Genomic DNA, 15661 nt, shown 5'->3' on the forward strand with positions numbered 1-15661 from the left:
CGGTTCACCCGACTTTCGGACACGCCGATTAATGTCGAGTTTGTGACGTGGCTGGAGGCGCGGAAGATTATCTCTTCATGGAGCAGAGTATCGGGCTTCTTCGAGAATGGCCTACGCATCAACAACTTCAGGAAGTAAGGCTGGACCGGACACAATACCTGTGACCCGCTCGAATTTTACCGGACTCGTCAGCTGGTTCGTTGCGGTGGAAGCCGGCCAGCGGGCATGGCATGCCTGGTGAGAAATTTACGGAAGTTTTTGGGATTGTGATGAAGGAAGGTGAATGGCGGCAATTACGCGAAGCCGCCGTTCTGCTACGCGCCCCATTCTCGGCCGTTCGCTTGCAGACGTCTGTCCGCCAAAAGCTGACGCGCTCTAGATACCAAATGAAGTCCAGCTGGCTGCGTTGTGCACAATGCGCTGATAGGCAGGGTTTCCCGGCGCGCATTGCGAGCGCGATTGGCCAGGGCATCGCGAGTTCGTATGCTCATCCAATGGCAGAGCAAGCGGCTTCCCGTCGGTGACACTCGATCAGGTCGCGATCCTGGCGCTGCTGGCGTGCATGTTCGCGGCCTATGCCGTCGAGCGCTTTCGCATTGAGCTGGTTGCTCTCAGTGGGCTTGCGATCGCTTATCTCGCCGGCCTGGTTCCGCTGACCGGCGTTTTCGCCGGTTTTTCGAATCCGGCGGTGATCACCGTCGTCGAGATCCTTCTCGTGGTGTCGGTGCTGGCGCGGACTCGTGCTGTGGAAAGTTTCGCCGTGCTCATCGTGGGCCTCGCCGGCGGTGAGCGCGCGGTGCTGGCAGTGCTGTGCCTGGTCGGGGCGGCCGTATCGGTGTTTATGAACAACATTGGCGCGCTGGCGCTGATGTTTCCGGTAACGCTGTCGGTCTGCAATCGATTGAGAACACCTTCGGCGCGGATGCTGATGCCGCTGTCCTTCGCGACGCTGCTCGGTGGCATGTGCTCGCTGACGGGAACGCCCGCCAACCTTGTTGTCAACGAATGGCGGATCGCGCAGACGGGTGGCGGTTTCGGCTATTTCGACCTTGGCTCGGTTGGCGGCCCGGTGGCCGTCGCGGGCATCGCCTGGCTGGTCCTGGTGGCCCCCCGGATGTTGCGCCGCCACGGGATGGAGACGGCGTCGCCGGAAAGCGCACCGGGTCACATGCTCGTCGAACTGCATGTGGCACCGAAATCGCCGCTGATTGGCCTCTCGCTGGCGGGGGCGACCGAGCGTTACGCGGTCGAGGTGCACCGCGTGATGCGTGATGGCGTACATGTGTTTGCGCGGCGCGACGATATCAAGATCTCGGGCGGCGACATCCTGCTTGCTGAGGCAGATCTTGAGAATTTGGAAGCTTTGCAAGCCTCAGGTGCAGCAACTTTCGGCGGGCGTGCGGCGGAGCGGATCGAAGCCGTCGTCACGCCGGAAAGCTACCTGATCGGTTCTCGCATCGAGGATGCCAGTGCGCTCGAGGAGTATCGCGTAACGGTGATCGGTCTGGCCAGCCGGCGACGGCGGATCGAAGGCATGTTCGGTGACTTGCAGATCGGCCTGGGTGACGTGCTGCTGCTCGCCGGCGATCGGCAGGCGATGCGTGACGCCGCGAGCGACGCGGGGTTGCTGGCGCTGTTGCCGCGCAAGACGCTCGGCGCGCGTCCCGATGCATTCCGTAGCGCAGCAATATTCGCGATCGGCGTGATCCTGACCGCAATTGGTCTCGCGCCGCCGGAAATCGCCTTCGGCGGCGTCGTTCTCGCGATGGCGTTGACGGGATCGCTGCGGCTCCGCGAGGCGTTGCAGGACGTCAATTGGACGATCGTCATCCTGCTCGGCTGCATGATTCCGCTCGGCGCGGCCGTGCAGGACACCGGCGCCGCGCGGGTCATCGCCAATGCGATCGTCGGTCACCTCGATACGACGCAGCCGTGGGTCGTCACGGCGACGATCCTCGTGCTGGCGACAGTGATCACGCCGTTCGTGGACAATGTATCGGTCGCGGCCGTGCTCAGTCCCGTCGCCGCAGGCGTGGCGAGCCGTGCCGGGATGCCGGTCGAACCGCTGCTCGTCGCCGTCGCGATCGGCGCGTCGCTCGATTTCCTGACGCCGTTTGGCCACCACAACAACACGGTGGTGATGGGCGCGGCAGGCTATCGCTTTACTGACTTTCCCCGGATGGGTCTCCCGCTCGTCGGATTGTCGCTGGTCGTGGCGATGATAGCCCTATGGCTGTTCTGGATCTAGCAATTTGCCCTCGACGCGCCGAAGGAGTAACCTAGCGCCCAGCTAGGAAATCAGATGATCTCAAACAAAGCGAAATATGCCTTCCGCGCGCTGCTTGCGATTGCGGCTTCATCGGACCGCCAGGCGATGGCGAGCGCCGACATTGCCCAGCGCTACGCGATCCCCCACAAGTTCCTCGAACAGATCCTCGTCGACCTGAAGAAGGCGGGCATCCTCGATAGCCGGCGTGGCAAGAACGGTGGCTATGTCATGTTGCGCCCCGCCGACACGATCAGCTTCGGTGAGGTATTGCGCCTGTTCGAGGGACCGCTGGCGCCGCTCCCGTGCCTGTCGAGGCAATCCTATCGGCGCTGCGAGGACTGTATCGACGAGTCGCGCTGCGACATCCGCCGCGAGTTCGGCCGCGCCTACGATGCCTATCGCCGTGTGCTTGATTCGCGCACGCTGGCCGACGCGCTCGACAGCGGCCACGGTCAAAATGACGATTTTCTGCGGCGGAGCGCCTGAAACAAACGTCTCTTGCAATTCCCTATTCACTAGATAGGGTATACAGGCTTTTAAACAGGCCGGAGATGATCATGGCACGGATAATCAATAAGGCTGCGGGGACAGAGGTTCCCCGACGCCGCGTGGTGGCGGGGCTGCTGGCGACGGCGGCCGGCGTGGCGATGCTGGCGGGCTGCACGTCGAAGTCGGATGCAGGCAATCAGGCAGGCGCCGCCACCATCCAATTGCTCAACGTGTCCTATGATCCGACGCGCGAACTCTATAAGGATATCAACACCGCCTTCGCGAAGCAGTGGCAGGCCCAGCACGGGCAGAGTGTCACCATCGACATGAGCCATGGCGGCTCGGGCAAGCAGTCGCGAGCGGTGATTGACGGACTGGGCGCCGATGTCGTCACCCTGGCGCTGGCCTATGACATCGACGCGATCGCGCAGAAGACCAAGCTGCTCGATCCCAACTGGCAATCGCGCCTGCCGGACAACAGTGCGCCTTACACCTCGACGATCGTGTTCCTGGTCCGCAAGGGCAACCCCAAGGGCATTCACGACTGGGGCGATCTGGTGAAGCCGGGGGTGCAGGTGATCACGCCCAACCCCAAAACCTCGGGCGGGGCGCGGTGGAATTTCCTCGCCGCCTGGGCTTATGGCAAGAAGGTTGGTGGCTCCGACGCAGCGGCGCAGAAATACGTCTCGCGGCTGTTCGCGCAGGTGCCGGTGCTCGATTCCGGTGCGCGTGGCGCGACAACCACATTTACCGAACGCGGCATCGGCGACGTGCTGCTCGCCTGGGAGAACGAGGCGTTCCTGGCGCAGAACGAGCTCGGCAAGGGCAAGTTCGACATCGTCGTGCCGTCGATCTCGATCCTCGCCGAGCCGCCCGTCGCCGTGATCGATGGGAACGCGGCCAAGCACGGCACGAACGCCGTAGCGACCGCCTACCTCAAGTTCCTTTACACGCCGCAAGCGCAAGAGCTGATTGCCAGGCATTATTACCGGCCGCGCGATCCGCAGGTTGCGGCGAAATACGGCAATCTGTTTCCCCGGCTCGATCTCGTCACGATCAAGGATTTCGGCGGATGGCAGGCAGCGCAGGCCAGGTATTTCGCCGACGGTGGCGTGTTCGACCAGATCGAAGCCGGCATCCATCACTAGCTCCCGTGGACCTGCCGGACATCTCGGTCGATACGGGTGGCGGGCGGCGACCGCGCCGCTCGTCATTCGTGCAGCCCAGCGTCATCCCCGGGTTCGGGCTGACGTTCGGGTTCACGCTGGCGTGGCTGTGCCTGATCGTGTTGCTGCCGCTGTCGGCGCTGTTCCTGCGCGCGACGGGCATGAGTTGGCACGATTTCCTTGAAGTCGGGTTCTCGACGCGGGCGCTGCGCGCCTATCAATTGAGCTTCGGCGCGTCGCTCGCCGCCGGCGCGGTCAACACCGTGTCTGGGCTGATCATCGCCTGGGTCTTGGTGCGCTACAGCTTCCCAGGCAAGCGGCTGATCGGCGCGTTGGTCGATCTGCCCTTCGCGCTGCCGACTGCGGTTGCCGGCATCGCGCTGACCGCGCTTTACGCGCAGAACGGCTGGATCGGCGGGCTGATCGCGCCGCTTGGGGTGAAGATCGCCTTTACCCGGGCGGGCGTGGTCATCGCGCTGATCTTCATTGGCCTGCCGTTCGTCGTGCGTTCGGTCGAACCGGTGCTGGCGGACGTCGGCGCCGACGTCGAGGAAGCCGCCGCGACGCTCGGCGCGACGCCATTGCAAACGTTCCGCCGGGTGATTCTGCCTGCGATCGGCCCGGCTCTGCTGACCGGCTTCGCGCTCGCCTTCGCGCGCGGCGTGGGGGAATATGGCTCGGTGATCTTCATCGCCGGCAATATGCCGTACCGATCGGAGATCGCGCCGCTCCTGATCGTTACCCAACTGGAACAATTCGATTATGCCGGCGCCACCGCGATCGCCTCGGTGATGCTGGTCGCCGCGTTCGTCGTGCTGCTGTTCGTCAACCTGCTGCAGCGCTGGACGCGCAAGCGGGGTGTGGCGTGATGGCTGGCACTCTCGCCCCCTCGCGCACCGGTCGCGTCGTGCTGATGGTGCTGGCTTTCGCCTTCCTCGCGCTGTTCATCGTCGCGCCGCTGGTCGCGGTGTTCGTCGAGGCGCTGTCGAAAGGAATCGCCACCTATGGCGCCGCGCTGGTCGAGCCTGACGCGCTGTCGGCGATCAAGCTGACGCTGCTTGTCGCCGCAATCAGCGTGCCTCTCAACGTCCTGTTCGGCCTGGCTGCCAGCTGGGCGATCACCAAGTTCGACTTCCCGGCCAAGAACCTGCTGATCACGCTGATCGACTTGCCGTTCTCGGTCTCACCGGTGGTCGCGGGCCTGATCTACGTGCTGCTGTTCGGCGCCCAGGGCTGGCTCGGGCCATGGCTGGAAGCCCATAACGTCCAGATCATCTTCGCCGTGCCTGGTATCGTGCTGGCGACGACCTTCATCACCTTCCCGTTCGTCGCGCGCGAGCTGATCCCGCTGATGGAGGAACAGGGCCGCGACGACGAGGAAGCGGCGATCTCGCTTGGTGCGAGCGGTTGGCAGGCGTTCCGCAAGGTGACGCTGCCCAACGTGCGCTGGGCACTGCTCTACGGCGTCTTGCTGTGCAACGCCCGCGCGATGGGCGAGTTTGGTGCGGTGTCGGTGGTCTCTGGGCATATCCGCGGCAAGACCAACACGATGCCGCTCCACGTCGAGATTCTCTACAACGAGTACAATTTCGCCGCTGCCTTCGCGGTCGCCTCGCTGCTGGCGCTGCTCGCGCTGGCGACGCTCGCCCTCAAGTCGATCCTCGAATGGCGCTACGGCGTCCACGGAAAGGGCCATCCATGAGTCTGAAACTTGCCAATATCGCCAAGCGTTTCGGTGCTTTCACCGCGCTCCACGATATCAACCTGCGCGCCCGCCCGGGCGAGTTTCTCGCGCTGCTCGGTCCCTCGGGGTCGGGCAAGACGACGTTGCTGCGGATCATCGCGGGGCTGGAATTTCCGGAGCGCGGCACCGTCTATTACGAAGGCGAGGACATCACGCAGCTGAGCGTCGCCGAGCGCCGCATTGGATTCGTGTTCCAGCAATATGCGCTGTTCAAGCACATGACCGTCGCCGAGAATGTCGGCTTCGGGCTGTCGGTGCGGCCGCGTCGCGAGCGGCCGCCTCGGCGCGAGATCAAAGCTCGCGCGCAGGAGTTGCTCGACCTCGTCCAGCTCGGCGACCTCGGCAGGCGTTTGCCAGCGCAGCTTTCCGGCGGTCAACGCCAGCGCGTCGCGCTCGCCCGCGCGCTGGCGGTCGATCCCAAGCTGCTGCTGCTCGACGAGCCGTTCGGCGCGCTTGATGCGAAGGTGCGCAAGGAATTGCGCCACTGGCTGCGCGAGTTCCACGATCGCGTCGGCCTGACCTCGATTTTCGTGACGCACGATCAGGAGGAAGCGCTCGAAGTCGCCGACCGCGTGGTGGTGATGAGCAACGGCGCAATCGAACAGATCGGCACCCCGGCCGAAGTCTACGACAACCCGGTCAACGCTTTCGTGTTCGATTTCGTCGGCGAATCGAACTGCGTGCCGGTTGTTGCCGCCGACGGTCGCGCCACGTTTCGCGGCACCCCGGTGGCAGTGGACACCGCAGGCCTGCGCGGCGCCGGCGACCTATATTTCCGGCCGCACGCGGCGCGGATCGGGAGTGAGGGGGAAGCGGGCCTGCCCGCCACCGTCGCATTGGTGCGCCCGCGGGAAGGCCGTGCCCGGGTTGAAGCGGAGATTGCCGGCCTTGCCGACGTGATCGAACTCGACGTTGCGCCGGACACCGCTCCTGCGGTCGGCGCAACCGTTACGATCGTGCCGACGCGCGCGCGGCTGTTTCCCGCCCGCGAACCAGATGAAGCCGCGGCATGAGCGTTGCCCCGACGCGCATCGACCCCGCACGCGCCGAGCCGGATCACGAGCCGGCGATCGTCGCGCTGCGTGAGGCGCTGAACGGCCTGCGCTTCGGCACCATCGCGCTGACCGTCCACGACGGACGGATCGTGCAACTTGAGATTACCGAGAAGCGCCGCTTCGGCGCCTGACGACAACATGAAGCTGACCGGACCACCGGAAGCATCGCCATCCTTTCTTTGGGACAATGACGATGATTACACGCTTCCTGACCGCCGCTACCCTCGCCGCCGTGCCGATCGCGGCGCACGCCCAGGACGCCAGGCCGGCCAAATCGGCCGCACCGTGGACGCTACAACAGGCGATCGGCGATCCCGACGATTTCACGCTCTCGGGCAGCATTCGCGCGCGCTACGAGACGCTCGACAACGAATTCCGTCCCGGCGGCGGCAAGACCGACGACCTGCTGTCGTTCCGCACGACGCTGTTCGCCGAATATCATCCCGGCATTTTCCGCATCGGCGGCGAGCTGATGGACTCGCGCGCCTATCTCGATGACGCGAAGAGCGCCGTCAGCAACAACGACGTCAACGCGTTCGAGCTGATCCAGGGCTATATAGGTGCCAATCTCGGCGATGCGCTGGGGAAGGGATCGAAGACGGTCCTGACCCTCGGCCGCCAGACCATCGACCTCGGCTCGCGCCGCCTGGTCGGCCGCAACAACTTCCGCAACGCGACCAACGCGTTCGACGGCTTCCGCGCCGAGTTCACCGGCGCCGACAAGACCTATCTCACCGTGTTCTACACGCTGCCGCTCAATCGCCTGCCCAGCGACAAGCAGGGCGTGCTCGATAACAAGGTGCAATGGGACCGCGAGAGCTTCGACGTCGCCTTCTGGGGCGGGTTCCTTACCAAGCCGGCGCTGGTCGGCCGCGCCAATCTCGATCTCTATTTCTTCGGCCTGAACGAGCGCGACGCGCCGGGATACCCGACCAAGAATCGTGAGATCTACACGCCGGGCCTGCGGCTCTATTCGGACCCAAAGCCGGGCAAGACCGATTTCGAATTCGAGGGCGCCTATCAACTCGGCAGCACACGCACCAGCACCGCGCCGACCGCGCCTGACAAGCAGGTCTCGGCCTATTTCATCCATGCCGAGGTCGGCCATCAATTCGCCGGCGCCTGGGTGCCGCGGGTCTCTCTCGAATTTGATCGCGCCAGTGGCGATCACGGCGGCAAGGACTATACGAGGTTCGACAGCCTCTACGGCCCGCGCCGCCCCGATTACGGCCCGACCGGCATCTACGGCCCGCTCGGCCGAAACAACATTTCGTCGCCTGGCATCCGCCTCGAAGTGACGCCGAACAAGCGCTGGGATGGCTCGATCATGTACCGCGCCGCTTGGCTCGAAAGTGCGACCGACAGCTTCGCCAACACTGGCGTTAAGGACGCGACCGGCGGATCGGGCACATTCGCCGGCCAGCAGATCGAAGGCCGTGTGCGCTACTGGATCGTGCCCAAGCTGCTGCGCCTCGACACCGGCGCAGCGCTTCTGATCAACGGCCGCTTCCTCAAGGACGCGCCCAACGCCAACGGCTACGGCAACCCGATCTACGGTTATGCCGACATCACGGCGACGTTCTGATGCCAGGCTCTCTCGATCCAGTGCCGCTGTTGGAACGCGAGCGGCCTTCGCGGCTCATTCGCCTCATGCTGGCACTGTCGACGATGCCGCTCCCCGCCGATCCGACAGAGAGCCCGCCGCTAAATGCATTCATTACTCGGCTGACAGTGGCGGGCTGGACTATTCGGCAGGCTTATTATCGCAATTGGACCATCTGGCGGAATACCAGCGGGCATGCACGCGGCTTGATCGTTCTGCCGATGGAGCGGCCGAAATCGAATGCGCTCCATGCGATCTTCATCGCGGTCGAACTGCTCAGGGGAGTCACCGGAAAATGGCCCATCGACATGACGCTTGTGGACCAGTTGGTGCCTAATCGCCTCGCTGCGCCGCCCGGCAAATCATGCGAGGAATACCGCGCCGCCGAGCTCGAACTCATCGGCTGGAAGCTATGGCGCTAATCGTCCAGCGGCGGTTCCCGTTGTCATCCTTCCTATGGCAGCTATCCTCTATCTCACGCTGAAAGCAGCCGGCCGGCAACCGGCCCAGCTTCAGTCGTAACGCGGAAGCTGCGCGGCTACGCGCTCAACGTCGGCTTTTGGCAATAGCTGGCGTTCGATCTGCGGGGGGAATGAAGGGCTCGTACCGCGTCCGGTCGTCCTACTTCGCCAAATGATTCACGCGAATCATAGAGCCTTTTGAGAGGAGTGCGCCGAGCACCCTTCATTGATGGCGTCCGCCATAGTCCGCCAAAAGATATTTGACGGATATTTGACCGTTTTCGCCAATAGACCTCTAAGTCATTGAATTATGGCGCACCCGACAGGATTCGAACCTGTGGCCTCTGCCTTCGGAGTTCCTGATCAGCCCGCTGAATGAGCGACTATCAAATCAGAGACGATCCACGGCAAATATCGCGAACAGTACAGGAACATCCGTCAAAATCCGGTGACGGTTTTGCAGTGAATTTGCAGTGAGCGCTCGAGCCGGCTTGAAGAACGTACCGTAAGCCGCTGAGAAATATGGTGACCCCTACGGGAATTCAAAAAATCAACCAATTTATTGATATTGCTATATTATACTAAAACACGAACTCGTTGATACCATCGATGATGCCAACGAGGCGATGAGATAATCTGAACTTCGTTGGAACTCGCTCCTGATCGTGGCAAGGGTGAGCCGGCCGCTTAAGATTGGATGGGATTTACGTCTCCGCCAGAGGGAACTTGGCGCCCTGTAAACAGATCGCCCGTGTCAGCCGCGGCCATTCTCCGTGGCGCACAAGAAATAGCTGAGCTTGAGTGTGCGGATCTGACGCTCGAACCTCTTATCGCCCATATCGGGTGCACTGCCCGCGGGGCCCCTCGCTGGCCATCCAACGCGGGGGCATATGATTTTGTAGCGATGCTTCAGTTATCAGGTGACGGCAATCCAGCCGGATTGATCCGGTCCGGATATTACTTTCCTTTTAATCTTGTGCTGTTGGAAATCGTGTGATCGTATCGGGTTACGACGATCGAGTCGGGGCACGATAGGAACAGGGGTCGATGCCATGATGAAGGTTCGTATGTTGCTGGGGCTTGCCCTGGCGGCGATGCCGGTTGCTGCGCAGGCGACCGAGACGGTGACCTACACCTATGACGCCAAGGGGCGGCTGATGAAGGTGGTGCATACCGGCACCGCCAACAACAATCTCACGACGACTTATTCTCACGACAAGGCCGATAATCGGACCAATGTCACGACAACTGGCGCGTAGGGCTGATCGGGCAGGGGCTTGCGAGCCCCAACTAAAATAACGGGGGACGCAATGACGAACCGATCGAACGCGCGCGGCTGCGCCGCGCGGCGCTTGCGCGTGCTGTTGACCACGACGGCCTTGGGCGGAGCAATCGTTTCCGCACCCGCATTCGGGCAGGCGGTGCTCCACCGCAATCTGGACGCAAACGGAGTCGATCTTACCCGCGACGACTACGTGATGAATTTCAAGGAAGGATCGATTGGTTCGGGTGACGCCGAGTTGTCGCTGATCCGTCAGGACGCGAGCTCGAAGTTTTCGCAATGGGACAATTACTCGTTCAATCTCAGCCCCAACGGCAGCGCCACGACTGTCACGGTAGGCCAGAGAGGCCGCTTCGTGGACGTGTTCACGTCTTCGGGTTCGGGCTTCGTTTCGAGCAAGAATGACGGCGCCACGCTCACGGGCGGCGGCAGTTCCTATGTCTATACGGCTTCAGACGGCACAAAGATCGCCTACACGGCCCCTGCCTATTCAGGCTACAACAGTTTCTGCGGCCACACCGCGCCCAACCAATTCAGCTGCGAACTCGTGGCCACATCGATTACGGAGCCGAATGGGGCGACGACGACGCTCTCCTACGCGTACTACGGCTATCCCGGCCCGCCCTACGGGTCGCAGTCGACGACGACCTATTCGTGGCGGCTGTCAAACGTGGCCAACAGCTTCGGATACAAAATCTCGTTCGGCTATCCGTTCATTGGCGGTGGGCCGGGTGGAGGCGGAAACCAGACGCCCCCGCCAGATGAATGGTTTCAGCGGGTGCGTGCCTCATTCTATAACACCAACGTCAGCACCACGCCGCAGGCAACGGTGAATTACAGCTATCCGTCGACCGGAACGGTCGACGTAACCGATACCGACGACAATGTCTGGGAGATCACGTCGACCAGCATCAAGGCGCCGGGCGAGTCGAGCCCGGGCGTCGTGATCGGCGGATCGGCGAGCTACGTGACGTCGGTGACGAGCGGTGGGGTCACGACCCACTATGCTTACTCGACAAGCGGCTCGACTGCGACGATGGTGGTAACCGATCCGGCCGGGAACCATACGACGATCGTATCGGATCTGACCATCAGCCGACCGACCAAGGTGACTGACGCCGCTTCGCACAGCACCATATATGGCTATGACAGCTACGGCCGCTTGACCTCAATCACCTACCCTGAGGGCAACGTCAAGAAGTTCACTTATGGCGAGCGCGGCAACATCACCGAAACCCGTGAGATATCGAAGACCCCGGGCACGCCGGCCGATATCGTGACCACGGCCGGTTTCCCGACAAGCTGCACGAACGTCGCGTGCAACGAGCCGACCTGGACCAAGGACGCCAACCTAAACCAGACCGACTATACTTATGACACGACGACGGGTCAGCTATTGACCGTGACGCTGCCGGCAGCGGCGACGGGCGTCCCGCGCAGGAAGACGTCCTACAGCTATACCAGCGTTGGCGGCGTCAGCCTGCTGAGTGGCATGACGACATGCGCGACGGCGACCACTTGCGCCGGCACGGCGAACGAGGTGAAGACCTCGATCGGCTATGACGCCAGCGGTAACGCGACGAGCCAGACAGTCGCGGCCGGCGATGGCTCCGTATCGGCGACCACTACCGCAACTTATACCCCGATGGGTGACGTCGCGACCGTCGATGGGCCGCTGTCGGGAACGGCGGATACGACCTATTATCGCTATGATGCGGCGCGCCGCGCGGTCGGCGTAATTTCGGCAGACCCGGATGGATCGGGCAGCCTCAAGCAGCGAGCGCAGAAGCTGACCTACAATGGCCTGGGCCAGGTGACCAAGGCGGAGGTCGGGACGGTCACGGGAACCGACGACACGGCGTGGAATGCGTTCGTGTCGAAGCAGCAGCTGACGACCAGCTATGACAGCCATCATCGCAAGATCCGTGATGCGGTGACGGCGGGCGGCACGACCTACGGTGTCACCGACTACAGCTATGACAGTTACGGGCGACCCGATTGCACGGCGGTCAGGATGAACCCGTCGGCGTGGGGGACGGTGACCGCGGCGTGCACGGCGCAGACGGCGGGAAGCGCCGGCCCCGACCGGATCACCCGCAACACGGTCTATGACGCCTTGAACCGGGTGACTTCGGTGACGAGCGCTTATGGCGTTTCGGGCACAGCCTCGACCGAGAGCACGACCTATTCCATAAACGGCAAGGTCGCGTCCGTGACTGACGGCGAGGGCAACAAGACGACGTACATCTACGACGGGTTCGACCGGCTGTCGAAGACCGAATATCCCAGCCCGACGAGCGCGGGAACGAGTTCGACCACGGATTATGAGCAGCTCGGCTATGACGCCAACGGCAACGTCACCGAGCGTGATCTCCGGGGCTATGCCTCGGACAGCACGCAAAAGATCATATACGGCTACGATCACCTGAACCGCTTGGTATCGAAGAACCTGCCGGGCAGCGAGCCGGACGTAACCTACGCCTACGATCTGCTCGACCGGCCAAAATCGGCCACACAATCGGGGAACGCCTTGTCGTTCACCTATGACGCGCTCTCGCGGCTGCGGACTGAGACGGGGCCGCAAGGCACGCTGACCTCGACCTGGGATGCGGGCGGGCGTAGAACCGAACTGCAATGGCCGGACGGGTTCTACGTGATCTACGATTACGACGTGCTGGGTGAGATGACCAAGGTGCGCGAGAATGGCGCGACCTCGGGCGCGGGCGTGCTGGCGACCTACACCTATGACGATCTCGGCAACCGGACGTACGTGACCAACGGCAACGGCACGGCGAGCGCGTGGACGCCGGATGCGATGTCGCGGCTGGCGACGCTGGTCCACAACCTCGGCGGCTCGGCCGACGACCTGACGAAGACGTTCACCTACAATCCGGCGAGCCAGATCGCGAGCGCGGCGAGCTCGAACGACGCTTATGCCTGGAACGGTGCGGTCAACGTCAACCGCAACTACACGACCAACGGGCTCAACCAGTACACGGCCGCAGGCAGCACGAGCCTCGGCTATGACGCGCGCGGCAATCTCACCACCAGCGGCTCGGACAGCTACACCTACAGTTCCGAGAATCTGATGAAGACAGGCCCGGGCAGTACCAGCCTGACCTACGATCCGCTGCTGCGGCTTTATCAAGTGACCAAGGGCTCGACGACGACGCGGTTCGCCTATGACGGGCTCGAGATGGTCGGCGAATACAATGCGTCCAACGCGCTTCAGAAACGCTACGTCTACGGCCCCGGGACCGACGATCCGATCGTGCAATATACCGGCACCGGCACGACCAGCCGGACCTGGCTGCACGCCGACGAGCGCGGCAGCGTGATCGCGCTGACCGACAGTTCGGGCAACACGACAGCGATCAACAGCTATGACGAATATGGCATCCCCGGATCGGGCAACAGCGGGCGGTTCCAATATACCGGTCAGGCATGGCTGCCCGAGGTTGGGCTCTATTATTACAAGGCCCGGATGTATTCCCCCAGCCTCGGCCGGTTCATGCAGACCGATCCCATCGGATATGCTGATGGACTGAATTGGTATAATTATGTTGGTGGTGATCCGGTCAACTTCGTTGATCCGACGGGAATGCTTACTTGTGGGTATTCTGCCGGTGGAACCGTCTACGATAGCTCCGGCAAGGTAGCTGGCTCCGGGCGCGTTATTCAGTGTCATCTCGACCCGTGGGACAACATCTCGAATTCTCCCGAAGGAGGCAATTCCTCGCCAGGTGGAGGTGCTGGCGGACCAAATGAAGTCCTCGTGAAAGCGACGAGGCTGCCGCAGAATGCGAACATTACTCCGTGCGAGTCCGCTTGGCTAGCCAACAAGTTTCGAAACGCGGGCGCTACCGACACAAGCTTCCTCTCCAAAATTACATTTCACAATGGCACTCCGGCTCTCGGCACAGGAAACCTATTTACCGACTTAGCATACGGGGAGGATACTACGGGAGCAGTCACCAACTTAGACGATGTTTATGTCAAGCCCGATCAATTTTCTCATTATACTTCAGCTGGTAATAGAGATCACTATGAAGAGATATTCCATAGTTTTCAGTTTAATTCTCTAGGTAAACTGGGATTTTATTCGATATATGGTGCGAGCTCGATCGGCCAAGTGCTGTCAGGCGGCGATGACTATTACGGCAACTCCCTTGAAGCCCAAGCTAAATCAGTAGCCAGAAGCTTGGAAGCACAATACAATAAGGAGAGGCCTTGTGGCTAATCCGCGCGGCTGACACGATCATAGTTAACACAATAAAGAGTGGGTGTCTTATGAATCGCTCTAGAATAATTATTCTATTCTCCTGCATATATGCCATTCTTGGTTTCATTGTGTTTGTCGGGTCAGTGATGGGCGACTGCCCTAGTACGACTCCTGCTGAAAAGTGCGTTGCCGGTAAGCGCCACTATGTCAGGCGAAATTTAGCAATTTGGGCGGTCGGTTATCCCGCCATCTTGTTGATATTGGTGTATGGGAATCGTCGGAACGAATAGGTGATAATAGCCGCAAAAGGATCTGACCTGCAAAGGCACCGCAACCTTCTCTGCTGTTGGGCCCTTGCCCCAAGCTCCCGGTGACTCAGCCTTCGCTCCCGGAACTAAGCCTGCAAACGGGACAGTTGCTATCGCAGGAGCAAGTACGTTTGGGTTCGGGCGAAGAGCGTTGCGGGAAGGTGCTGCAGGGGCAATCAAGATATATCCACAGGGCCTCGACAGTCTTCTAAAAGAGACTGGTGGACCATCACCACCCTTTACCGTCGGCGACTACGGCGACGTGAACATTAGGAACGCGCCGGGCTCGAGGTTCGATATCTATCGATTCTCAACTCTCAAAGGTGCGTTGACGTTCGGCAAGCGCACGGTTCCCGTGATCATCACAGTGCCTGCGGGCGGACACTGTCCTCCCGGCACTACGGCTCAATAGGATCGGCAGATGTCCCTAATCGATTCCCCACCGGCACAAGTCGAAGTTGTGGCTCGCCTTTCAGCTACGACGTCACGTTGTGAAATCCGTAAATACGCGAGCGACGACGAGGCCGGCGAGCTGCTCGAAGCTAAATGTGGTGCTATGGCGAAGCCGCTTGGCAGGGCAGTCAAGGGCGTGTCAGTGGACCGGATTAATACCTGTCGGGTGCTGCTGACCGTGAACGCCGTTCATTCTCCGCGCCTTTTAAGCCTAAGCAATTGTCATGGGCGCTTGGTGGAGTCAGATGTTGGTAGCGCTTGGGTCAAGCAACTCCAGAGGCGAGCGGGCATCCAGTCACGGAGCATCGAATTTATCTCATATGCTAAGGTCGAGAAGCGGGTCGGCTGTTATAACGTGACCGTCACGTACGATGCTAAATCCGGTGCACAGAACACACCTTACAAGGAAACTTCAGGGCAATTCTGTATCCGAAGGCAGTAGGATCGCCGCAAAAGGAGCAGAATCAATGCTCGGCTTATGGCTCATGGGCATCTTGGGCGAATTATGCTGACGGTGTCGCAGCTAGGGCGGATAAGGTCGCCGCAGTTGCCGGTGTCGCGGCTCTAGCGACTTCTGAAACTGGTGTTGGCGGCGTTGTTCTGGGAGGC

At 61.6% G+C, this 15661-nt stretch carries 11 protein-coding genes; all 11 read left to right on the forward strand.

From position 1 onward, the window contains the following. Window positions 1–562 precede the first annotated feature (562 nt). Entirely contained in the window at window positions 563–2248 is a 1686-nt protein-coding gene (locus K7G81_RS00315) for an SLC13 family permease (RefSeq protein ID WP_223028763.1), read from the forward strand. Between the two features lie 54 nt (window positions 2249–2302). Continuing rightward, window positions 2303–2755: an RrF2 family transcriptional regulator gene (locus tag K7G81_RS00320; RefSeq protein WP_223028764.1), complete on the forward strand. Its 453-nt coding sequence runs from the start codon at window positions 2303–2305 to the stop codon at window positions 2753–2755. A 71-nt stretch (window positions 2756–2826) separates the two neighbouring features. Beyond that, entirely contained in the window at window positions 2827–3906 is a 1080-nt protein-coding gene (locus K7G81_RS00325; RefSeq protein ID WP_305038448.1) for a sulfate ABC transporter substrate-binding protein, read from the forward strand. 5 nt (window positions 3907–3911) lie between these two features. Continuing rightward, window positions 3912–4793 carry a sulfate ABC transporter permease subunit CysT gene (gene cysT, locus K7G81_RS00330; RefSeq protein WP_439649516.1) on the forward strand — a complete coding sequence of 294 codons (882 nt, stop codon included), beginning with the start codon at window positions 3912–3914 and terminating at the stop codon, window positions 4791–4793. Then, window positions 4793–5626: a sulfate ABC transporter permease subunit CysW gene (cysW, locus tag K7G81_RS00335; protein ID WP_223028766.1), complete on the forward strand. Its 834-nt coding sequence runs from the start codon at window positions 4793–4795 to the stop codon at window positions 5624–5626. Before cysT ends, cysW begins: the two co-directional genes overlap by 1 nt. Then, complete coding sequence (locus K7G81_RS00340) at window positions 5623–6681, forward strand: sulfate/molybdate ABC transporter ATP-binding protein (RefSeq protein ID WP_223028767.1); 1059 nt, start codon at window positions 5623–5625, stop codon at window positions 6679–6681. The genes cysW and K7G81_RS00340 overlap by 4 nt, the downstream gene beginning before the upstream one ends. Beyond that, window positions 6678–6854 (forward strand): YezD family protein, encoded by a 177-nt coding sequence (locus K7G81_RS00345; protein WP_223028768.1) that lies wholly within the window; start codon window positions 6678–6680, stop codon window positions 6852–6854. Before K7G81_RS00340 ends, K7G81_RS00345 begins: the two co-directional genes overlap by 4 nt. Before the next feature lie 62 nt (window positions 6855–6916). After that, a complete protein-coding gene (locus tag K7G81_RS00350; RefSeq protein WP_223028769.1) occupies window positions 6917–8308 on the forward strand; it encodes an alginate export family protein in 1392 nt (463 codons plus the stop codon). Continuing rightward, window positions 8308–8748, forward strand: a complete 441-nt coding sequence (locus tag K7G81_RS00355) for a hypothetical protein (RefSeq protein ID WP_223028770.1) — start codon at window positions 8308–8310, stop codon at window positions 8746–8748. The genes K7G81_RS00350 and K7G81_RS00355 overlap by 1 nt, the downstream gene beginning before the upstream one ends. Window positions 8749–9839: 1091 nt before the next feature. Then, on the forward strand, window positions 9840–10046 hold the full coding sequence (locus K7G81_RS00360; protein WP_223029510.1) for a hypothetical protein: 207 nt from the start codon (window positions 9840–9842) through the stop codon (window positions 10044–10046). 99 nt (window positions 10047–10145) lie between these two features. Beyond that, entirely contained in the window at window positions 10146–14309 is a 4164-nt protein-coding gene (locus tag K7G81_RS00365; protein WP_223028771.1) for an RHS repeat-associated core domain-containing protein, read from the forward strand. Window positions 14310–15661: the final 1352 nt, after the last annotated feature.

Source organism: Hephaestia mangrovi, from assembly GCF_019880555.1.
Classification (GTDB): domain Bacteria; phylum Pseudomonadota; class Alphaproteobacteria; order Sphingomonadales; family Sphingomonadaceae; genus Sphingomonas; species Sphingomonas mangrovi.

Excerpts from the sequence above, each read along its gene's own strand:
- K7G81_RS00315 (WP_223028763.1), top strand. The coding sequence starts at position 563 with ATGTTCGCGGCCTATGCCGTCGAGCGCTTTCGCATTGAGCTGGTTGCT.
- K7G81_RS00320 (WP_223028764.1), top strand. The coding sequence starts at position 2,303 with ATGATCTCAAACAAAGCGAAATATGCCTTCCGCGCGCTGCTTGCGATT.
- K7G81_RS00325 (WP_305038448.1), top strand. The coding sequence starts at position 2,827 with ATGGCACGGATAATCAATAAGGCTGCGGGGACAGAGGTTCCCCGACGC.
- cysW (WP_223028766.1), top strand. The coding sequence starts at position 4,793 with ATGGCTGGCACTCTCGCCCCCTCGCGCACCGGTCGCGTCGTGCTGATG.
- K7G81_RS00340 (WP_223028767.1), top strand. The coding sequence starts at position 5,623 with ATGAGTCTGAAACTTGCCAATATCGCCAAGCGTTTCGGTGCTTTCACC.
- K7G81_RS00345 (WP_223028768.1), top strand. The coding sequence starts at position 6,678 with ATGAGCGTTGCCCCGACGCGCATCGACCCCGCACGCGCCGAGCCGGAT.
- K7G81_RS00350 (WP_223028769.1), top strand. The coding sequence starts at position 6,917 with ATGATTACACGCTTCCTGACCGCCGCTACCCTCGCCGCCGTGCCGATC.
- K7G81_RS00355 (WP_223028770.1), top strand. The coding sequence starts at position 8,308 with ATGCCAGGCTCTCTCGATCCAGTGCCGCTGTTGGAACGCGAGCGGCCT.
- K7G81_RS00360 (WP_223029510.1), top strand. The coding sequence starts at position 9,840 with ATGATGAAGGTTCGTATGTTGCTGGGGCTTGCCCTGGCGGCGATGCCG.